The organism is Streptomyces sp. NPDC051976 (assembly GCF_040680795.1).
GTDB lineage: Bacteria > Actinomycetota > Actinomycetes > Streptomycetales > Streptomycetaceae > Actinacidiphila.
The window spans coordinates 292,022-311,975 of the sequence record NZ_JBFAXL010000002.1 but is presented as its reverse complement, the minus strand read 5'-3'; the positions used below and the strand labels follow the sequence as shown (position 1 = coordinate 311,975).

Below are 19,954 nucleotides of genomic sequence, written 5' to 3'. Positions count from 1 at the left end.
TGGTCCGACGCGGCGCACGGGGTGTGTGCGGCATGGCCGTGCCAGGCGTGACAGTGCCCCGGCTAGTGGCCTGCAACAGAGACGTTACCTACTTCGGAACCCCTCCGCGTACGCGGAAGGCACAGTTTCTGACCTGCGACTTTGCTTGGATTTCCTAGCAAATCGCGTTCCTGACCGCGTTCCCGCAGGCCATCGCCGGGACATCCGCACCGTATCCCGGATACCCGGTGTGCGTAAGAGGCAGACAGATCACATCAGTGCGACGCTGGTCAGGTGGCACAAGACGGCGAGAAACCCACAATCCGTGTCTTTCTCCTCGACGATCACGAAGTGGTCCGCCGGGGAGTGCACGAACTGCTCTCGGTCGAGTCCGACATCGAGATCGTCGGCGAGGCGGGCAACGCCCATGAGGCGCTGGCCCGGATCCCCGCCACCCATCCGGACGTGGCGGTGCTCGACGTACGGCTGCCGGACGGCAGCGGGGTCGAGGTGTGCCGCGAGGTGCGCTCGCACGACCCGGACATCAAATGCCTGATGCTGACGTCGTACGCGGACGACGAGGCGCTCTTCGACGCGATCATGGCGGGCGCGGCCGGATACGTCCTGAAGGTCATCCGCGGGCACGACCTGATCGACGCGATCCGCGACGTGGCCGCGGGGCGTTCGCTGCTCGACCCGGTGGCCACCGCGAAGGTGCTGGAGCGGCTGCGCCAGGGCGGCACCCGCGACGGCCGCGAGGGCGGCGACGACCGGCTGGACGTGCTGACCGACCAGGAGCGGCGGATCCTGGACCTGATCGGCGAGGGCCTCACCAACCGGCAGATCGGCGAGCACCTGCACCTGGCGGAGAAGACGGTCAAGAACTACGTGTCCTCGCTGCTGGGCAAGCTCGACATGGAGCGGCGCACCCAGGCGGCGGCGTACGTGGCCCGGCTGCACGCGGAGGAGGACCGCTCCTAGGGCGGCTGCGCGGCTCCCCCAGCTCCATTAGCAGGTGACGGGGATGGACCGCCACCTGCGTCGGGGCGGGCTGTCGTTGTGATCTACCCTGTGCCACGTGACGGGCACGGCGACGGCGCCGCAGGCACGCGGTTCACTGATCGCTCTGCTGCGCCGGTACGAGGAGGCGGGAACCCCGCTGACCTGCGAACCCGTCCCTCTGGGCTTACTCAACCGGGGCTACGAGATCACCACCACCCGGGGCCGTTTCTTCCTCAAGCAGTACCTCGCGCCGGACACCGCCGACCCCGGCCTGATCGTCCGCCAGCACCGGGCCACCAGCGGCCTGGCCCGGCTGGGACTGCCCGCCACCGCGCCCTTGACCGACATACGCGGGCGTACGGTCGCGCGGCTCGGCGGCTACGGCTACGCGCTCTTCCCGTGGATCGAGGGCAGCCATCGCGAGGGCACCGAACTGGACACCGAGCAGTCCGGGCGGCTCGGCGCCCTGCTCGGCGCGGTGCACACCGGCCTCGCCCGGATCCAGCCGCCGCCCCCGGCCGCCGAGCGCCGCCATCCGAGCGCCGAGGCGGCCCGTACGCACGCACAGATCGACCAGCTCCTCGCGCTGGTCCGCGGCCACCGGCCGCACGACGCCTTCGACGCGCTGGCCGAGCACCGGCTGCTGGAGCGCAGGGCGCTGCTGCGGCGGCTCGCCCACCGCCGCCCGCCGGACGCCGACGGGCCGGTCAGCGGCTGGGTGCACGGCGACTTCCACCCGCTGAACCTGCTCTACCAGGGCGACGAGCCGGCCGCGATCGTCGACTGGGACCGGCTGGCGGTGCAGCCGCGCGCGGAGGAGGCGGTACGGGCCGCCGCGATCTTCTACGTCCACCCGGTGGACGGCCGTCTCGACCTGCGGAAGGTCCGGCCGTACGCCCGCGCCTACCGCGCCGCCGCCGGGGTGTCGGCCGCCGAGGTCGCCGCCGCGGTGCACCGTGTCTGGTGGGAGCGGCTCAACGACTTCTGGATGCTGCACTGGCGCTACGAGCGCCGCGACCGCCGCTCCGACCCGCTCTTCCCGGCCGCCTCGGCGCTCGCGGTCTGGTGGACCAGCGAGTACGAGGCGGTCATGGACGCCTTCACCAACTGAGCCCCGGCGCGCGGATTGCGGTGCGCCGCCGGGCGGTGTGCCGTCAGAGCCCGGGCGCCGTGGGGGTGTCGGTCGCGGCCGGCGTCGTGGTCGGCGGGGAGCTGGGAGGCGTCGTCGGCGGCTTGGTCGTCGGCGGCGTGGTGGGAGGCGTGGTCGGCGGCGTCGTCGTCGGGTTCGTCGTCGGCGGCTTGGTCGTCGGGGCCGTCGTGGTCGGGTTCGTCGTCGGCGCGTCCGTGGGGCTGCCGGAGTCGGTGCCGGTGTCCGTCGGCTGGTCGGTCGGCTGGTCCGTCTGCTGCTGGCTGGTCTGGGTGGACACCGGCGGGGTGGTGTCGGCGGGCGTCTTGTCGCCGTTCCCACGGGTGGCCAGGAAGACGCCCAGCGCGATCGCCATCACCGCGGCGATCGCGAAGAGCACCGGCTTCATCCAGCGGTTGCCGCCGCCGCGCGGCGGCGGCTCGTCGTAGCCGTGCGCGCCGTCGTCCCGGCCGCCGACGCCCGCCAGCAGCGGGGCGCCGAACTCGGCCGTGGTGCTGTTGCCGCGGTAGCCCTGGGCGACCACGGTCGGCGCGGTGCCGCCGGGCCCGGCGGCGTAGGGCGCCACCGCCCCGGTGTTCCACATCCCGCCGGTCCAGCCGCCCTGGTGGAGCAGCGCCTGGTGGGCGTACTGGATGACGCCGCGCATCTCCTCGGCGCTCTGGAAGCGGTCGTCGGGCTGCTTGGCGAGCGAGCGCAGCACCAGGCCGTCCAGCTCGGGCGGCACCCGGTCGTTGAGCAGCGACGGGATCTGCGGCTCGTCCTGCACGTGCTGGTAGACCACCGACAGCGGGGTCTCACCGACGAAGGGCGGCCGCAGCGCCAGCAGCTCGTACAGCAGGCAGCCGGTCGCGTAGAGGTCGCTGCGGTGGTCGACGGACTTGCCGAGCGCCTGCTCGGGGGAGAGGTACTGGGGGGTGCCCATCACCATGCCGGTCTGCGTCATCGTGCTGGCGGCGCCGTGCAGCGCCCGCGCGATGCCGAAGTCCATGACCTTGACCGCGCCGTTCGTGGTGATGATCACATTGGCGGGCTTGATGTCGCGGTGCACGATGCCGTGCTGGTGGCTGTAGGCGAGCGCCTCCAGCACACCGGAGACGATCAGCAGCGCCTGGTCGACCGGCGGCGGCTCGGCGGCGGTCAGCAGATCACGGATGGTGTGGCCCTCGACCAGCTCCATCACGATGTACGACGCGGTGCCGGTGGGCGTACGGTCCTCGCCCGAGTCGTAGACGGCGACGACGGCGTGGTGGTTGAGACCGGCGACGGACTGCGCCTCCCGGGTGAACCGGGCCTTCGAGACCGGGTCCTCCGCCAGGTCGGTGCGGAGCAGCTTCACCGCGACGATCCGGCCCAGCCTGACGTCCTCCGCGGAGAACACCTCGGCCATGCCGCCGCGGCCGAGCCGCCCGGTCAGCCGGTACCGGCCGTCGCCGACGAGCGTGCCGACACCCCACTGGCCGGAGGTCTCCGACGCTCCGGGGCCGGCGGCCGTCTCGTTGGGGTCGCCCATCAGTCCTCGCCGTTGCTCGTCCATGGTCATCGTCCGTACACCATTGGTCACGGGCGGGCGCTCTCGCTTACCACCCGGAGCGGCCACCGTACCGCTTTCGCGTACCCGGCCGGGCGCCCGTCCATGTGCCGAGCACGCCCACGCGTGGTTCGGCGCCGGTCCGTTCCAGGTCCGCGGCGGTGTATCGGCAGTGTGCCCGCGATGTGTCCCGACTGTGTGCGCGCGCGATGCGCATCAGGTGACGAGATGGTCAACGAACTTGACGTGCCCGCGCGATCGGCCAGACTTGGCGGGCAAGCTCGGGGACGACTGTCTCCCGGCGAACTCTCCAGGGGGTAGCGGTACAGATGAGCGGGGACGCCACGCAGGGCGGCGAGTACACGGGGCGCTCGGTCGGCGGCGGGCGGTACGTGCTGCGCGACCTGCTGGGGCAGGGCGGCATGGCGTCGGTGCATCTGGCACATGACACGGTCCTGGACCGGCCGGTGGCCGTCAAGACCCTCCACACCAACCTGGGCAACGAGCAGTCCTTCCGCGAGCGTTTCCGCCGCGAGGCGCAGTCCGTCGCCAAGCTGAACCACACCAACATCGTCTCCGTCTTCGACTCCGGCGAGGACATGATCGACGGCCAGCTCGTGCCGTACATCGTCATGGAGTACGTGGAGGGGCAGCCGCTCGGCGACGTGCTGGCCTCCGACGTCGCGCAGTACGGCGCCATGCCCGCCGACAAGGCGCTGCGGATCACCGGCGACGTACTGGCGGCGCTCGCGGTCAGCCATGAGATGGGCCTGGTCCACCGGGACATCAAGCCGGGCAACGTGATGATCACCAAGCGCGGCGTGGTCAAGGTGATGGACTTCGGCATCGCGCGTGCCATGCAGTCCGGCGTCACCTCGATGACCCAGACGGGCATGGTCGTCGGCACCCCGCAGTACCTCTCCCCCGAGCAGGCGCTGGGGCGCGGTGTCGACGAGCGCTCCGACCTGTACTCGGTCGGCTGCATGCTCTTCGAACTCCTCACCGGGCGGCTGCCGTTCGACGCGGACTCGCCGCTGGCGATGGCGTACCAGCACGTGCAGGAGATCCCGCCGGCGCCGTCGCAGTTCAACCGGGCGCTGACCCCGGCGATCGACGCGCTGGTGGCCCGCGCGCTGCGCAAGAACCCGGCCGAGCGCTTCCCGACCGCCGACACCATGCACGACGAGACGGACCGGGTGCTGGCGGCCACCCAGCGCAACACGATGCCGATGATGTCCGGCGGCACGGCGACCGGCAGCCGCGGCGAGGGCGTCTCCGCCGCGGTCTTCCCGTCCGCGCAGGGCCAGGTGCACACCCCGGCGCCCCACATGCAGACGCCGTACGCGCCGACCACCCCGCAGCCGGGCTTCGGCCCGTCCACCCCGCCGCCGCCGTCGATGCCCTCGGCCTACGGCTACCCGCAGCAGTCCCAGACGCCGCCGCCCACCCCGGCGTACAACATGGCGCCCGCCATGCCGCAGCAGCAGATGCAGCAGGGCCTGCCGCCGCAGCGCCCCAGCGGCGTCGGCTACGGCGGTCCCGGGCAGGGCCCGGGCGGCCCGGGCGGTCACGGCGGCGCGGGCGGCGGGAAGTCCAACCGGCCGATGGTGATCGGCGCGGTGGTCGCGGTCGCGGCCGTCGCGGTGGTGATCGCGATCATCGTCGCGATGACCGGCGGCGGGTCGAAGGACGACGCGGGCAAGAACACCCAGACGACGACCCCGGCGCCGACCGCGACGAACAAGCAGCCGACGGCCGCGCCCGCCACGCAGGACGCCGTGGTGCAGGGCGACCCGAGCCGCACCATCGAGGCCACCCAGTGCACGGGCGCGCACAACGAGCTGATCAACCCCGGCAAGCCCAACGTCATGACGATGCCGAGCTTCCAGCATCTGTACGTGGACTCCGTGGTCGCCTGCATGCAGGCCGCCAACTGGAAGTACAAGATCAAGCAGACCAACGAGCAGCTCTGGGGCAAGGGCGCGGTCACCGACCAGAACCCGAAGTACCTGGCCGACTACAACCCCAAGACGTCGCCGCCGATCACCATCTGGGTGTCCACCGGCAAGAGCGCGGGCTGACCGCGGCCTCTCGCCGGTGAACGGGGACCGCCGCTCCGGGGTCCGGGGCTCCTAGAGGTACGGGGCTCCTAGAGGTACGGGCCCGAGCGGTGGCCGGGGTTGCCGCCGCTCTCGTCCTCGTCGTGGCCGCCCGCACCGGGCGGCAGCGCGCGGCGCATCTGCTCCAGTTGGGCGCGGGCCGCCATCTGCTGGGCGAACAGCGCGGTCTGGATGCCGTGGAAGAGCCCTTCGAGCCAGCCGACGAGCTGGGCTTGGGCGATCCGCAGCTCGGCCTCGCTGGGCACGCTCTCCTCGGTGAAGGGCAGCGACAGCCGCTCCAGCTCCTCCACCAGCTCGGGCGCGAGCCCGGCCTCCAGCTCCTTGACCGAGCTGGCGTGGATCTCCTTCAGCCGCACCCGGCTGGCCTCGTCCAGAGGAGCCGCGCGCACCTCCTCCAGAAGCTGCTTGATCATGCTGCCGATCCGCATGACCTTCGCGGGCTGCTCGACCATCTCCGTCACCGGGATCTCGCGCGGTTCGCCGTCCCCTCCGGGAGCACCTCCGAGCGCCATCCCGTCCGGTCCGACGATCAGGACCTGCGGGTTCTGCGAGCCTTCTGGCGACGGGTCGTTCATCGGCATCTCCATGCCGCCATTGTCCCGCACCCCCACTCCACCCGGCCGTGCGCCCCCCGGCCCGACGGACCGGGGGGCGCACTGGCGTACGGGCGTACGGCGGTGGATGCGCGGTGGGCGCGCGGCGCGCGACGGCCGCTACGCCTCCGCGCGCCGGGCGAGCTGGCTGCGCGAGCGGGTGACCAGCGCCGCGAGCAGCGTCGCGCCGAGCGGTACGGCGACCAGCAGGGCGGCGAGCGTGCCCCACGGGACGACGATCGGCACATGCGGCAGCATCGGGCCCGCACCGAATCCGGAGTCCACCGATTGCTGGTAGTACTTCATCTCCTGCCGCCGCTCGGTGTGCCGCAGGCCCACCGCGGGCAGGATGCCCGCCGCCGAGCCGAGCAGCACACCCATCGCCGCGACCGCGCCGCACTGGAAGCCGGACAGTGCCCGCCGCACCCGCGGCGGGGCGCCGATCGCGGCCAGCGTCTTGAGGTCGGGCTCGGCGTCGGCCTGCGCCAGGCCGGTGGCGATACCCGCGGCGCCCACGGTGACCAGGCCCGCGAAGATGCTCAGGGCCAGCAGCACCAGGTTGTTCTGGGTGGTGTAGCCCCGTTCGAGATAGACCTCGGCGTCGCTGGCGATCTTGGCCAGGTCGCCGGTGAGCGCCTGCCGCTCGTGGCTGTCGGGCATCCGCGTGGTGGTGAAGAGCGAGCCGATCGGCGTGGTGTTGATGTGCGCCGCCGCGGCCGCCTTGGCGGGCATGACGGCCGTCACCCCGTACGCCTGCGTGACGGTCTCCGCCGCGAGGTGGACGGGCACGGTCTTCACCGGCCCGACCGCCTCGGCGCCGTCGGCGACCGGCTTCGAGTTGTCGGTGACGATCTTCACCTTCAGGCTGCCGTTGTCGACGTACGCCTTGTTGAAGACCACGGTCTCGCCGCGGGCCAGCGCCTGTTCCGCGTCGCCGTCGCGGATACCGAGGGCGTGCAGCACGGCGGGGCCGCCGACCAGCACCCCGCTGCCGACGCTGATCGGCGGCGGGATATTGACGCGGGTGCACCGCCAATCCCTGCTCAGATCGCGGCGCTGCGCCACGCTGAGCTTGTCCGACGCGGCACTGTCGTCCAGCGGGCACCTGTTGGCCTTGGGCATCTGGAGTTCCACGTCGCCGCAGACGGCGCCGGTGTCCGTGTCGCAGTTGGGCTTGCCCGCGATGAGATCGGAGACATCGGCCCGGCCGGAGACCGGGTAGTCCTTCTCGATGGCCGCGCGGATCGCCCCGAGATCGCGTCCCTGGTCGCTGTAGGCGGTGACGGACACGACTCCCATCGGCGACCTGGCCTGGTACGCGTCCCGGGACTCCCGGTCGGAGCTGGCCGCGTAGGTGGCGACGGCGACCGTACCGGCGACGGCGGCGAGCACCGCCGCGACCGCGGGCGCCGTACGGCCCCGGTTGCGTACCGCGTCGCGCAGCGCGAGCCGCGGCGACAGCGGCAGCCACCTGCCGAGCCTGCCGAACATGCCCACCAGCGTCGGGGTGAGGGCGACGACGCCCAGCTCCGCGACACCGGAGCCGATGCCGACCGACAGAGTCGTACCGGTACCCAGTGCGCCGAACACGGCGATGCCGCTGCCGAGCAGCACCGCGGCCAGTCCGACGATCGGCAGCACACGGTTGGCGCGGCGAATGCCGCGGCGGCCGGTCAGCGAGGCCAGCACGCTCTGCCGGGAGGCGGTGAAGGCGGGTGCGATGGCCGCCAGCAGCCCGGTGAGCACCGCGAGCGCGGCGATCCCGACCAGCTCCGCGGGCCGCAGGGTGAGCCCGCCGAACCGCTTGCCGACGTAGTTCTCCAGGGTGCCGCGCAGCACGACGGTCAGCAGCAGGCCGAGGACCGTGCCGATGACCGCGGCGACGGCGCCGATCACCAGGCCGCCGGAGAGCACCACGGCCCGGATGTGGCGGCGGTCGCCGCCGTTCGCACCGACCAGGCCGAGCTGGCGGCGGGAGCGGCGGGCGCCGACGGCGAACGCGGGGCCCGCCAGCAGGCAGATCTCCAGCATCGCCAGGCCGACCACGGTCGCGGCGGCCGCGAGGGCGGCGGCCCGCTCCGCGCTGCTGCTGCCGTACTTGTTCGGCCTGCCGTCGGGCGTCTGGTAGAGCGGCACGTCGGCGTCAGCTGGCGGGTGCAGCAGCACCGCGCGTGAAGTGACCGTGACGCCCTTGGCGTTGGCCTGCTTCACCATGTCCCAGCTGAAGCCGCCGGGCACCGCCACCAGATAGGAGAGCGGCTCCTGGTAGGTGTGGCCCCCGGTCCTCTTCAGCGCCTCGGTGTACGCCGCGAGGAAGGTGCCCGGCAACGCGTTGAGCTGGGCGGTCTTGAGTTCGTTCGGCAGGTCGTAGGCGCCGACGATCACGTAGTCGCGGTCGAAGTCGCGGGCCTGGACCCGCGAACCGACGTGCAGATCGGCGTTCCTGAGGAACTCGTTGGTGGCCATCACCTCACCGGGGGCGGCCGGATAGCGGCCCTTGGTGAGGTCCATGATCCCGGCGGCCAGCGGATCGGCGGCCTTCAACTCCCGTACGGGGGCGTCCAGTAGGCCGTACTTGGTCTTGAACCGGACATACGCCTGGTCGTCGGTGATGCTGTGCGCGCCCGCGGGGAGCGCGGCGGCGGTCGCGGCGTCCACCTTGGCGTTGCCGCTCTGCGAGTCGGCCTGGTCGGCGTTGCTCTTGACCGGGTTGACCGACTGGCCGTCGGGGGACTGGTACACCGGCTGGCTGCCGTACCCGGAGCTGGACAGCCGGGCGTCGGCCGCGCCGATCTGCCGGGTGATCTTCTGCTGCGGTGAGAGCTGCGAGCTGCGGATGGTGATGTCCGCGGCGCTCACGCCGACGATCGGCAGCGCGATCATCGCCAGCACCATGGCGCTGCGGCCCTTGGCCCGCCAGGCGTCGCGCCGGGCGATACGGATGGCGACCCGCCAGGAGTTGAACCGGCCCGAGTCGGGGGAGGTGCCGCTCACTTCGCCGCACCGCCGGAGCCGTTGCCGCCGCGGGCGGTGCCGTGGCCGGTGCCGCCGCCTCCGCGGCCCGGGCCGCCGGAGCCGGTGCCGGTGCCCGCCGCGGCGAGCAGCGAGTCGGGCGACGAGCGCAGCGTCATGTCGACGACGGACCCGTCCCGCAGGAAGACCACCCGGTCCGCCCAGGCGGCGAAGCGCGGTTCATGGGTGACCAGCACCCCGGCCGCCCCCGCGTCACAACGGGTGCGCAGCAGTGCCAGTACGGTGTCGCCGGTCTCGGAGTCCAGCGCGCCGGTGGGTTCGTCCGCGAGGACCAGCCGACGGTCGCCGACCAGCGCGCGGGCGATGGCGACGCGCTGCTGCTGGCCGCCGGACATCTCGTCGGGGAACCGGTCGGCGAGGTGGCCGAGGCCCATCTCCTCCAGCGCGGCGACGGACTCGCGGCGCGCCTTGCGGGCGCCGGTGCCGTCCAGCTCGCGGGGGAGTGCCACGTTCTCCGCGGCGGTGAGCGCGGGGATGAGGTTGTAGTCCTGGAAGACATAGCCGATGCTGCGGCGGCGCAGCGCGGCGATCTCCTTGCGGCTCGCCGTGGTCAGGTCGGTGCCCTCGACGATCACCCGGCCCGAGGTCGGCAGGTCGAGGCCGCCCGCGATGGTCAGCAGCGTGGACTTGCCGGAGCCCGACGGGCCCATCACGGCGACGAGTTCACCGGGGTGCACGTCCAGGTCGATACCGCGCAGCGCGTGGACCTCGGTGGCCCCACTGCCGTGCACGCGGGTCAGGCCCTCCAGCCGGAGGACGGGTGCGTCGGGCGCCGTGCGGCTGCCCGCCGCGCCGGGTGCTGGTGACGCGCCGGGCGCGTCCGGTGATGCGAGTCGGTCGGACATGGGTAGTCGTTCCCCCTGGTCAAGTGTGTTGCTCGTGCGGTGTGGGGTGGGGTGCGGAGGCGAGGGCGGTACGACGCGGGCGTTGGTCGGACACCCGCGCCGTACCGCCGGTGGGGGCGGCTAGCGGCGGGCCCGGGTACGTCTGAGGGCGCCGCGCAGCAACCCGTCCTGCGCGGCGCCCCCTTCTGCGTCCCCGTCCCCGCCGTGGCCGGTCGGGAAGTCGTCCTCCGCCGGGTCGGCGGTCGGTTCCGTGGTGGTGTCGCGAGGGGTGTCGGCCGGGGCGCCTTCACGGCTGCCGGCCTGTGCCAGGGCCGCCGCCGACAGCCGTACCAGGCGGGTCTCGCAGTGGTCGAGCCAGCGTGCCTCGGCCTCGGCCTGGAAGATCAGCTGGTCCAGGACCAACTGCCAGGCCACGTCGTCCCGGTCGGGCTGGGTGGCGGTCGTGGCGGTGGACTCCAGCGCCTGCGCCTTGAGCCGGGTGTAGTCCTGCATCGCCGCGATGGTGTGGGTGCGCTGGGCCTGGATCACCGCCCGTACGTCCACGTCCGGTGAGCCCACCGCCATCGCCAGCTTGATCGCCAGCTCGTTGCGCGGCGGATTGGCCCGGTCGACCGGGCTGGCGAACCACTGACGCAGTTCGCCGCGTCCTTCCTCGGTGATGGCGTAGAGCGCGTGCCCCGCGTCGTCCTCGCCCGCGGGCACCACCAGTCCGTCGCGCTCCAGTCGGCCGAGCGTGGTGTACACCTGGCCCACGTTCAGCGGCCAGGTCGAACCGGTGCGCGACTCGAACTCGGTGCGGAGCTGGAAGCCGTAGCGCGGGCCCCGCTCCAGGAGGGCCAGCAGGCCGTGACGGATCGACATACTCAGTATGTATACCGAGTATGGCCGTCCTGTCCAGCGCGCCCGTTCGCACAGAACCCTGTGAAACCCCTTAGGGGACGCTCCACCCGGACGGCCGCGGGGCCCCGTCGCACCGCCGCTACCTGCGGCGCATCCGCAGACCGAGGAAGCCGAGGCCCAGTCCGACGAGTTCGATACCGGCGCCGAGCGGCAGCACCCTCAGCACCCGGCGGGCGGGCTCGTCCACCGGCTCCGCCTGGCCCCTGTCCCCCACCGCGGGCGCGGCGGGCACGGGTTGCGGCGCCGCGGACACCGCGCCCGTACCGGTCTCGGGCACGAGCGAGGGCCCGCGCCCGGTGCCGCCGCCCATCGGCCGGAGCACCCGGTGCGGCGGCCGGAGCGCGGGACCGGTGTCGCGGGCGGTCGGATACGGCTCGTGGTGCGGCGGCCGCAGCGGACCGTCCTCCCGCGGGGGCGGGGGCGCGGGTTCGGGTGCGCTCACGGTCGGCCGGGGCCGCGGCCTGTGCGACGGGGTGGCGGTGGGGACGGCGGGCGCGCTGTGGGTGTGGGGCGCCGCGGGCGCGGTGGTGCGCGGGCGGCCGACCGTGGGCCGTACGGTCACCGGCGGCACCGCCACGCCCGAGGGCAACGGCGGCAGCGGAGGCAGCGCCGGCAGCGACGGCATTCCGGGCAGGCTCACCCCCGGGAGCGGAACCGAGGGCACCGGCGAGGTCGCCCACCCGACCCCCGCCTCCGACACCATCAACACCCCGGAGAACCCCAGCGCCAGCGCCACCACCGAACAGGCGACCCCGGCACGCCGGATGCCCGCTCCCGCCGCCCTGTTGGCGCCCTCTCCCCGCCGCACGCGCTCCGCCTTCCGCCGGACTGTGTGCCCTCAGCGTCACACAGCCCGACATTCGCGGCATCTCGGACAGAAGGCCGTATCGGCAGGCGCGGTCGGAGACTTCGGTCAGAAGGTGAGCAGCACCTTCCCCACGTGGGTGCTGCCGTCGACCACCCGGTGGCCCTCGGCCGCCTCCTGGATGGGGAGGGCGCGGTCCACCACCGGGCGGACGGCGCCCGACTCGATCAGCGGCCAGACGTGCTCGCGGACGGCCGCCACGATGGCGGCCTTCTCGTCGAGCGGGCGCGGACGCAGGGAGGTGGCGGCCACGGCTGCCCGCTTGGTGAGGAGCTGGGCGAGGTTCAACTCGGCCTTCACACCGCCCTGGAGACCGATGATCACCAGACGGCCGTTGACGGCGAGCGCGTCCACGTTCCGCTGCAGGTACTTGGCGCCCATGATGTCGAGGATGACGTCGGCGGTGACCTCGGCCGCGAAGTCCTGCTCGCGGTAGTTGACCAGGATGTCGGCGCCCAGCTCGCGGCAGGCGGCCAGCTTCTCGGCGCTGCCCGCGGTGACGGCGACGGTCGCGCCGACCGCCTTCCCGAGCTGGACGGCCATGGTGCCGATACCGCTCGACCCGCCGTGCACCAGCAGCGTCTCGCCGGGACGCAGATGCGCCACCATGAAGACGTTCGACCAGACGGTGGCCGTCACCTCGGGCAGCGCCGCCGCCGTGACCAGGTCGATCCCCTTCGGTACCGGCAGCAACTGCCCGGCGGGCACGGCGACCTTCTGCGCGTATCCGCCGCCGGAGAGCAGCGCGCACACCTCGTCGCCGACGTTCCAGCCGGACACGCCGGAGCCGATCGCGGTGATCCGACCCGAGCACTCCAGACCCGGGTACGGGGAAGCGCCGGGCGGTGGGTCGTAGAAGCCCTGGCGCTGGAGGAGGTCGGCCCGGTTCACCGCGGTCGCCGCCACCTCGACGACGACCTCGCCCTCGCCTGCCACCGGGTCCGGCACCTCTGCCCAGGTCAGTGCGTCGGGGCCGCCCGGCTGAGGAATCGTGATCGCATACATGCCGCGAGGCTACTCCCGCCCCGGTCGGCGGCCCGGCGCGTCAGGGCGCGGGCGGCGCCAAGGCGTTTCCTTCCGGTGGCGAGGCGCCTGGCGAGGTGGGGGTCAGCCCTCCTGGGCCCGGTACGGCTGATCGTCGCTGACCCGCTTGCCGTCGTCCGCGTCGCCGGTGCGCGCCTCGGTCCGCTGGCCCCGTTCCAGGTAGTCGCGGCAGATCAACTCGACCGCGTCCTGCGGGTTCCTGGTGCCGGACATCACCATGACCTCGATCACGAGATGGGCGTCAAGAGTGACGGTGACCTGCGCGTTGGCCATGGCGACTCCCGTTTCCTCACCGCGGCCCGGACCCGCGCCGCGCGTACGCCACAGGCTAGGGCGTGCCCCTGCGGCGCGGGGGCCGTTGCCGGATTCGCCCGGTGGATCGGGAGCGGTGGCGACGGGGGGGGTCCGTGGCGAGGGGCCGCGCGGCGACCGGGTGCGGCTGCCTCTTGCCGGGGAGTCTCAGGCGCCGCTCCCCCAGGTCACGGCCAGGGCGCCGATGTCGAGTACCGCCGTCTCCTCGCCGGCGCGGGCGCCGCCGGGCGGAATGACCGCCATGCCGTCGGCCGCGGCGAGGCCCCGCAGCATCGCGGGACCGGCGAAGTGCAGCGGGCGGGCGGCCGACTCGTCGTCGAAGACCACCGGTACCAGCCGGGTGTCGACCGGATGCCCGTGCACGTCCGCGGTGAGCGGCGCGGCGAACGGCGCCGGTACGGGGCGGCCCGCCAGCGTCCGCAGCAGCGGCGCGACCAGCGTCAGCACCCCGGACACCGCGGCCAGCGGATTGCCGGGCAGTCCGATGAGATGGCCGCCGGAGGGGAGTTCGGCGAGCAGCATGGGGTGCCCGGGGCGTACCGCCACCCCGTCGACCAGCAGCCGCGCGCCGATCCTGGCGAGTACGGGGTGGACGTGGTCGACCGGCCCGCCCGCCGTGCCGCCGGTGGTCACGACGACGTCCGCCGCGGTGTTCCGCACCGCCTCGTACAGCACGTCGGCGTCGTCCACCAGGCGGCGTACGGACGTCACGTCGGCGCCCAGCGCGCGCAGCCACGACGGCAGCATCGGGCCGAGCGCGTCACGGACCCGCCCGGCGCGCGGCAGCCCGCTGTCCAGCAGTTCGTCACCGAGGACCAGCAGCTCGACCCGCGGGCGGGCGGTGACGGTCAGCTCGTCGTACCCGGCCGCGGCGGCCAGGCCCAGCACGGCGGGCGTCACCACGGTGCCCGCGGGCAGCAACTCGTCGCCGCTGCGGCACTCCTGGCCCCGCGCCCGTACCTCCTGGCCCGTCACCGGGGCGCTGTGTGCCGCCCGCACCTGCAACCACTCGCCGTCCGTCCTGCGCTGCGTCCAGCCGTGCTCGCTGCGCAGCACCGCCGTGGTGCCCGTGGGCACCGCGGCGCCGGTCGCGATCGGCGTGGCGTGGCCGTCGAGCAGCGGCTCCCCCGGCCGCTGGCCCGCGAGCGTCTGGCCGCCCTTCAACCGCCAGGGGCCTGGCCCGGCGACCGCCCACCCGTCCATCGCGGACGCGTCGAACGACGGCAGGTCCGTCAGCGCCGTCAGCCCGCGCGCCAGCGCCATCCCGAGCACGTCCTCCCCCAGCTCCCGCGTCCGCGCCCCCAACCGCCGCCCCGCCCGCCGCGCCACGCGCCGCGCCTCGGGCCACGCGAGGTCGTCGCGGCTGTCGCCGGAGGACGCGTCGGGGGAGTCGGGGGTGTGGGAGGTGCGGGAGGTGTGGGAGTCCGCCGCGGGAGGGGACGGGACCGCGGGGCGCGGCGTCTGGGAGGAGGGTGGTGTGGGCGCGGGCCGGGCGGCGGGCGGGGTCTGCGCCGGGGGGCGGTCGTGGCCTGATCCCCCGGCGGCCGGCGCTCCCTCGTCGTGGCCGTGCCGGAGCGCCACGGCCAGCGGGTCGTTGTGGCCGCGGGCAGCGGGGCCCGCGAGGCCGCCGCCCGGCCGCCGCTGCTCGTTGGCCAGTGCCAGGGCGTCGTCGAGCGCGCGGTCGGCGGCGTCGGCGCCGGCGCCAGCGCCGGAACCCGGGGCGCTCATCTCGCCGGTTCCGCGTCGCCGCCCGACTCCGGCTTTCCGTCGGCCGCTTCCTCGGCCCAGCGCGCGGCCAGGTCGGCGGCCTTGCGCGCCGCCTCCCGTACCGCCTCCGGGCCGCCGCCCGCCTGCGCCGCCGCGTAGCCCACCAGGAAGGTGGTCAACGGCGCCGCGGGACGCGCGACGCCATGCGCCGCGTCACGGGCCACATCGAGCAGAACCCCGACGTTCACGTCCAGGTCGATGCCCAGTTCGGTCTTGGCTGCTGCGATCCATTCGTCCAACACAAGCCCTATGGTCCCCGATGCCGCCCCCGCCGCGACGAAGGCTCACCCCTTCTCACCCCCGGCCGCCCCATCCAGCCTCGCCCGCGCCACCGCCACGTCCTCCCAGGTGTCGCAGTCGAACGACGCCACCCCCGTCGGATCCGCGATCCTCCCCAACACCAACTCCCCCGTCAGCAACCTCAACGGCAATCCGCCCAGCCCCCCGTGCTCCGCCCCGATCAGCGCCAGCTCCCGCCGCAGCGCCTCCACCCGATACGCCCCCGCCAGCATCTGGTCCCGCCCCTCGCCATCCACCAGCACCACCCCGTCCGTCCCCTCGCCCAACCCCCCGACCAGCGCCCCCACCGTCTCCCCTGTCAGAAACGGCAGATCCGCCGCCAGCACGAGGACGACCCGGGGGTCGGGGGCAGACGTGAGGGTGGAGGTGGAGGTGGAGGCGGCGGGGGAGCCGGGGACGGGCAGACCCAGGGCGGCGAGTCCGGCGGCGAGGGCGGGCAGGGGGCCGCCGCCCGGCGGGTCCTCGCGGGCCCACCGCACCGGCCGCACGGTGGGACGGCGCGGCCCCACGACGACGGTGCTGCCCGCGCCCGCGCACGCGCCGAGCACGCGGTCGAGCAGCATCTGGCCGCCGACCGACAGCGCGGGCTTGTCCGCCCCGCCGAGCCGCCTGGCCGCGCCACCGGCCAGGACCACCGCGTCGTAGCTCATCGTCATGCCCGCGAGTATCCCTCGGCCCGGACCCGCCCGGACCTGCCCCGAGCGGACGGGCCGGGGGCAGGTGGCCGGGCGGACGGACCGGCGGGCTCGCCCGCCGCGCGCCGCGCGCCGCGCGCTCGAGCCTGCGAGCCCGCGGCACGCACTCACACCGCGGCGAGCAGCACCGCCGGACTCTCCACGCAGTCGGCCACGAACCGCAGGAAGCCGCCCGCCGTGCCTCCGTCGCACACCCTGTGGTCGAAGGTGAACGACAGCTGCACCACCTGCCGTACCGCCAACTCCCCCTGGTGCACCCAGGGCTTGGGCGTGATCCGGCCGACTCCGAGCATCGCCGCCTCGGGGTGGTTGATGATCGGCGTCGAGCCGTCCACTCCGAACACGCCGTAGTTGTTCAGCGTGAACGTCCCGCCGGTCAGCTCCCCGGGCGTCAGCGATCCGGTCCTCGCGGCCTCCGTCAGCCGCCCGATCTCCGCCGACAGCCCGGCCGTGGTCCGGCCCTGCGCGTCCCGCACGACGGGCACGACCAGTCCCCGGTCGGTCTGCGCGGCGAAACCGAGGTGCACGGCGGGCAGCCGTACGATCTCGCGCCGCTCGGCGTCCACCGTGGCGTTCAGCTCCGGGTACCGGGCAAGCGCCGCCGTCACGATCCGGGCGAACAGCGCGAGCACCGATATGCGCTCGCCACCCGCCGCGTTCATCGCGGCGCGCGCCGCCAGCAGTTCGGTGGCGTCGGCGTCCACCCAGCACGTGGCGTCGGGGATCTCCCGCCGGCTGCGCGCCAGCTTGTCCGCGACCGCGCCCCGTATCCCGCGCAGCGGCACACGCTCCACGCCGTCCACGACCGGCACCGCCGCGGCGACCGATGCAGCCGATGCGACCGGTGCGGGTGCCACCGCGGGCTCGGCCGAAGCCGCTCCCGCCACTGCCCGCTCCACGTCGGCCCGCAGGATCAGGCCCTCGGGGCCCGTACCCGCCAAGGCCCGCAGGTCCAGGCCGTGTTCCCTGGCGATCCGCCGGACCAGCGGCGATATGACGGCGACCGGGCCGCCGTCCACGACCGTCAGAGCAGGCGCCGCGGTCGGATCCGGAACCGTACCCGTCGCGTCGAGCGCGGTGGCCGTGGGCACGGCGGTGCTCGCCGCCGCCACAGGAGCGGACGCCGTGCCGGGCGACACCGCTGCCACCGCCCGGACCCGGGCCCTGCGCCGGGCGACCGCGCCGCCCGTGCCGTATCCGACCAGGACGTTGCCCGAGCCGCCGTCGTCGTCGGCACGCTCGTGGCCGCCGCCGTCACCGCCGCCGTCGGTGTCCTGCGTGCGGCTGCCGACCGCGACGGTGACCAGCGGGCGGCCGACCTCCAGGGTGTCGCCCTCCGCTCCGAAGCGGGCGGTGACCACGCCGCCGTAGGGGCAGGGGACTTCGACGACGGCCTTGGCGGTCTCGACCTCGACCACGGGCTGGTCGATGGCCACGACCTCGCCGACCTCCACCAGCCAGCGGACGATCTCCGCCTCGGTGAGTCCTTCTCCCAGGTCCGGGAGGGTGAACTCCTTGACGACGGCCATCAGTCCTCCTCCCACTGCAACCGGCCGACCGCGTCGAGGATCCGGTCGACGCCCGGCAGATGGTGGCGCTCCAGCATCGGCGGCGGGTACGGGATGTCGAACCCGGAGACGCGCAGCACCGGCGCCTCCAGGTGGTGGAAGCAGCGCTCGGTGATCCGGGCGGCTATCTCCGCGCCCGCACCGCCGAACCCGGCGGACTCGTGCACCACGACCGCCCGTCCGGTGCCGCGTACGGCGGCCGCCACGGTCTCCTCGTCGAACGGCACCAGGCTGCGCAGGTCGACGACCCCCAGGTCCCAGCCCTCCTCCTTCGCCGCCTCGGCCGCCTCCAGGCAGACCGGCAGCGAGGGACCGTAGGTGATGAGGGTGGCGGTGCGCCCGGTGCGCCGCACCACGGCCCGGCCGATCGGCTCGACCGGCGCGGGCGCCTGCGGCGACCAGTCGGACTTCGACCAGTAGAGCCGCTTGGGCTCCAGGAAGATCACCGGGTCGTCGGAGGCGATCGACTCGCGCAGCAGCCCGTAGGCGTCCTCCACGGTGGCGGGCGTGACCACGTGCAGGCCGGGGGTGTGCGTGTAGTACGCCTCGGAGGCGTCGCTGTGGTGCTCGACCCCGCCGATGCCGCCGCCGTAGGGGATGCGGATGGTGATCGGCAGCGTCAGCGCGCCACGCGTGCGGTTGCGCATCTTGGCGACATGGCTGACGAGCTGCTCGAACGCCGGGTAGGCGAAGGCGTCGAACTGCATCTCCACGACGGGCCGCAGCCCGTACATCGCCATACCGACGGCCGTGCCCAGGATGCCCGCCTCGGCGAGCGGGGTGTCGGTGCAGCGGTCCTCGCCGAACTCCTTGGTGAGCCCGTCGGTGATACGGAAGACGCCACCGAGGGTGCCGACGTCCTCGCCCAGCACGTGCACCGTGCTGTCGGCCGCGAGGGAGTCACGCAGTGCCTGGTTGAGGGCCTGCGCCATGGTGGCGGGTTTGCGGGTGGGCGCGGCGGCCCGGCCCGCGGTGGGTGCCGCTGTGGTCATGACTGCCGCTCCGCTTCGAGCTCGGCCCGAAGCTGCGCGGCCTGCTGGCGCAACTGCTGGGTGGGTTCGGCGTAGACGTGCGAGAAGAGCTCCATCGGGTCGAGCTGCGGATCGGCGTTCATCCGCTCCCGCAGGGACGCGGCCATCGTCTCGGCCTCGTCCTGCGCGGCGCGGCGCACCGTGTCGTCCAGCAGTCCGCGGCCGGTCATCTCGCGTTCGAGCAGCGTGAGCGGGTCGTGCGCCCGCCAGGCCGCCACCTCGGAGTCCTCCCGGTAGCGGGTGGCGTCGTCGGCGTTGGTGTGCGCCTCCATGCGGTAGGTGACGGCCTCGACCAGCGTGGGGCCGCCGCCGTCCCTGGCCCGCCCGACGGCCTCGGCGAGCACCTGGTGCACGGCCGCCGCGTCGTTTCCGTCCACGAGCCGCCCCGGCATTCCGTAGCCGACCGCCTTGTGGGCGAACGAGGGGGCCGCGGACTGCTTGGCGAGTGGTACGGAGATGGCGAAGCCGTTGTTCTGCACGAGGAAGACGACGGGGGCCCGCCACACGGCCGCGAAGTTCAGCGCCTCGTGGAAGTCGCCCTCGCTGGTGCCGCCGTCGCCGACCATGGCGAGCGCCACCACGTCGTCACCGCTGAGCCGCGCGGCGTGCGCGAGCCCGACGGCGTGCGGGAGCTGGGTGGCAAGCGGGGTGCTGAGCGGGGCCACCCGGTGTTCGTGCGGGTCGTAGCCGGTGTGCCAGTCACCGCGCAGCAGCGTGAGGGCCGCCACGGGGTCCACCCCGCGGGCGACGACCGCGAGGGTGTCGCGGTAGCTGGGGAACAGCCAGTCCTGGGGCTTCAGCGCGAGAGCGGCGGCGATCTCGCAAGCCTCCTGACCGGTGCTCGACGGGTAGACGGCGAGCCGGCCCTGCTTGGTGAGCGCGGTCGCCTGCTGGTTGTAGCGGCGCCCGCGGACGAGCTGCCCGTAGAGCGTGCTGAGCAGCGCGGGGTCCAGCTCGGCGGCGGCGGGGGTGCCGAGCAGCCGATACGGCTCCGGGTCGGGCAGCAGCGGCGCGGCATCGGTGCGGGGGCGCCAGGCAGGGGTGTCCAGCACGGTCATGGCGAGCACCTCCTCGTGTTCGGTGACCGAAAAAAGCGGTGGGCGTGAGCGGGTTTCGCTCCCTACCGATTGTTCGGTCGCTGGAGGCATTTTGGCTACAGGGCAGATCTGCCTGTGGACAAACGGTTCTGCACAGCCTGAGATGGAGCCAGTACGTCCATGGTAGG

The 19,954-nt window shown here is 73.8% G+C and carries 15 protein-coding genes and 1 pseudogene; 3 read left to right on the top strand and 13 right to left on the bottom strand.

Features of this window, described 5'->3' with window-relative positions; genetic code table 11:
- The first annotated feature begins 273 nt into the window (after nucleotides 1-273).
- Entirely contained in the window at nucleotides 274-960 is a 687-nt protein-coding gene (locus AB0M29_RS03735; protein ID WP_365378320.1) for a response regulator transcription factor, read from the top strand.
- A gap of 97 nt (nucleotides 961-1,057) precedes the next feature.
- Nucleotides 1,058-2,092 (top strand): phosphotransferase, encoded by a 1,035-nt coding sequence (locus tag AB0M29_RS03730; RefSeq protein WP_365378317.1) that lies wholly within the window; start codon nucleotides 1,058-1,060, stop codon nucleotides 2,090-2,092.
- A 43-nt stretch (nucleotides 2,093-2,135) separates the two neighbouring features.
- Here AB0M29_RS03730 and AB0M29_RS03725 read toward each other — a convergent pair whose 3' ends face one another.
- A complete protein-coding gene (locus tag AB0M29_RS03725) occupies nucleotides 2,136-3,638 on the bottom strand; it encodes a protein kinase (protein WP_365378616.1) in 1,503 nt (500 codons plus the stop codon).
- 347 nt (nucleotides 3,639-3,985) lie between these two features.
- On the opposite strand from AB0M29_RS03725, the gene AB0M29_RS03720 reads away from it, so the two are divergent.
- Nucleotides 3,986-5,737: a protein kinase gene (locus AB0M29_RS03720; protein WP_365378314.1), complete on the top strand. Its 1,752-nt coding sequence runs from the start codon at nucleotides 3,986-3,988 to the stop codon at nucleotides 5,735-5,737.
- A 68-nt stretch (nucleotides 5,738-5,805) separates the two neighbouring features.
- Here the strand turns inward: AB0M29_RS03720 and AB0M29_RS03715 are convergent, their stop codons facing one another.
- From AB0M29_RS03715 to pdhA, 12 genes and pseudogenes are all read right to left on the bottom strand, one after another.
- The gene (locus tag AB0M29_RS03715; RefSeq protein ID WP_365378312.1) at nucleotides 5,806-6,363 is read right to left on the bottom strand and encodes a bacterial proteasome activator family protein; all 558 of its coding nucleotides are present in this window, start codon (nucleotides 6,361-6,363) and stop codon (nucleotides 5,806-5,808) included.
- Nucleotides 6,364-6,489: 126 nt separating this feature from the next.
- Nucleotides 6,490-9,252: an ABC transporter permease gene (locus AB0M29_RS03710; protein ID WP_365378613.1), complete on the bottom strand. Its 2,763-nt coding sequence runs from the start codon at nucleotides 9,250-9,252 to the stop codon at nucleotides 6,490-6,492.
- A gap of 107 nt (nucleotides 9,253-9,359) precedes the next feature.
- Entirely contained in the window at nucleotides 9,360-10,247 is an 888-nt protein-coding gene (locus AB0M29_RS03705; RefSeq protein ID WP_365378310.1) for an ABC transporter ATP-binding protein, read from the bottom strand.
- A 120-nt stretch (nucleotides 10,248-10,367) separates the two neighbouring features.
- Nucleotides 10,368-11,108 carry a PadR family transcriptional regulator gene (locus tag AB0M29_RS03700; protein WP_365378307.1) on the bottom strand — a complete coding sequence of 247 codons (741 nt, stop codon included), beginning with the start codon at nucleotides 11,106-11,108 and terminating at the stop codon, nucleotides 10,368-10,370.
- Between the two features lie 118 nt (nucleotides 11,109-11,226).
- Complete coding sequence (locus AB0M29_RS03695) at nucleotides 11,227-11,955, bottom strand: hypothetical protein (RefSeq protein WP_365378304.1); 729 nt, start codon at nucleotides 11,953-11,955, stop codon at nucleotides 11,227-11,229.
- 105 nt (nucleotides 11,956-12,060) lie between these two features.
- Nucleotides 12,061-13,017, bottom strand: a complete 957-nt coding sequence (locus AB0M29_RS03690) for an NAD(P)H-quinone oxidoreductase (RefSeq protein ID WP_365378302.1) — start codon at nucleotides 13,015-13,017, stop codon at nucleotides 12,061-12,063.
- Between the two features lie 102 nt (nucleotides 13,018-13,119).
- Nucleotides 13,120-13,329 (bottom strand): hypothetical protein, encoded by a 210-nt coding sequence (locus tag AB0M29_RS03685; protein ID WP_365378299.1) that lies wholly within the window; start codon nucleotides 13,327-13,329, stop codon nucleotides 13,120-13,122.
- 186 nt (nucleotides 13,330-13,515) lie between these two features.
- Nucleotides 13,516-15,096: a molybdopterin molybdotransferase MoeA gene (locus AB0M29_RS03680; protein WP_365378297.1), complete on the bottom strand. Its 1,581-nt coding sequence runs from the start codon at nucleotides 15,094-15,096 to the stop codon at nucleotides 13,516-13,518.
- Nucleotides 15,093-16,091: pseudogene (locus AB0M29_RS03675) on the bottom strand (DUF6457 domain-containing protein). The gene AB0M29_RS03680 and the pseudogene AB0M29_RS03675 overlap by 4 nt, the downstream one beginning before the upstream one ends.
- A 146-nt stretch (nucleotides 16,092-16,237) precedes the next feature.
- Nucleotides 16,238-17,659 carry a dihydrolipoamide acetyltransferase family protein gene (locus tag AB0M29_RS03670; protein ID WP_365378295.1) on the bottom strand — a complete coding sequence of 474 codons (1,422 nt, stop codon included), beginning with the start codon at nucleotides 17,657-17,659 and terminating at the stop codon, nucleotides 16,238-16,240.
- A complete protein-coding gene (locus AB0M29_RS03665) occupies nucleotides 17,659-18,690 on the bottom strand; it encodes an alpha-ketoacid dehydrogenase subunit beta (RefSeq protein ID WP_365378292.1) in 1,032 nt (343 codons plus the stop codon). Before AB0M29_RS03665 ends, AB0M29_RS03670 begins: the two co-directional genes overlap by 1 nt.
- The gene (gene pdhA / locus AB0M29_RS03660) at nucleotides 18,687-19,787 is read right to left on the bottom strand and encodes a pyruvate dehydrogenase (acetyl-transferring) E1 component subunit alpha (protein ID WP_365378290.1); all 1,101 of its coding nucleotides are present in this window, start codon (nucleotides 19,785-19,787) and stop codon (nucleotides 18,687-18,689) included. Before pdhA ends, AB0M29_RS03665 begins: the two co-directional genes overlap by 4 nt.
- Between the last annotated feature and the right edge of the window lie 167 nt (nucleotides 19,788-19,954).

Excerpts from the sequence above, each read along its gene's own strand:
- AB0M29_RS03665 (WP_365378292.1), bottom strand. The coding sequence starts at position 18,690 with ATGACCACAGCGGCACCCACCGCGGGCCGGGCCGCCGCGCCCACCCGC.
- AB0M29_RS03725 (WP_365378616.1), bottom strand. The coding sequence starts at position 3,638 with ATGGGCGACCCCAACGAGACGGCCGCCGGCCCCGGAGCGTCGGAGACC.
- AB0M29_RS03680 (WP_365378297.1), bottom strand. The coding sequence starts at position 15,096 with ATGAGCGCCCCGGGTTCCGGCGCTGGCGCCGGCGCCGACGCCGCCGAC.
- AB0M29_RS03710 (WP_365378613.1), bottom strand. The coding sequence starts at position 9,252 with ATGATCGCGCTGCCGATCGTCGGCGTGAGCGCCGCGGACATCACCATC.
- AB0M29_RS03685 (WP_365378299.1), bottom strand. The coding sequence starts at position 13,329 with ATGGCCAACGCGCAGGTCACCGTCACTCTTGACGCCCATCTCGTGATC.
- AB0M29_RS03670 (WP_365378295.1), bottom strand. The coding sequence starts at position 17,659 with ATGGCCGTCGTCAAGGAGTTCACCCTCCCGGACCTGGGAGAAGGACTC.
- AB0M29_RS03700 (WP_365378307.1), bottom strand. The coding sequence starts at position 11,108 with ATGTCGATCCGTCACGGCCTGCTGGCCCTCCTGGAGCGGGGCCCGCGC.
- AB0M29_RS03715 (WP_365378312.1), bottom strand. The coding sequence starts at position 6,363 with ATGGAGATGCCGATGAACGACCCGTCGCCAGAAGGCTCGCAGAACCCG.
- AB0M29_RS03705 (WP_365378310.1), bottom strand. The coding sequence starts at position 10,247 with ATGTCCGACCGACTCGCATCACCGGACGCGCCCGGCGCGTCACCAGCA.
- AB0M29_RS03690 (WP_365378302.1), bottom strand. The coding sequence starts at position 13,017 with ATGTATGCGATCACGATTCCTCAGCCGGGCGGCCCCGACGCACTGACC.
- AB0M29_RS03720 (WP_365378314.1), top strand. The coding sequence starts at position 3,986 with ATGAGCGGGGACGCCACGCAGGGCGGCGAGTACACGGGGCGCTCGGTC.
- pdhA (WP_365378290.1), bottom strand. The coding sequence starts at position 19,787 with ATGACCGTGCTGGACACCCCTGCCTGGCGCCCCCGCACCGATGCCGCG.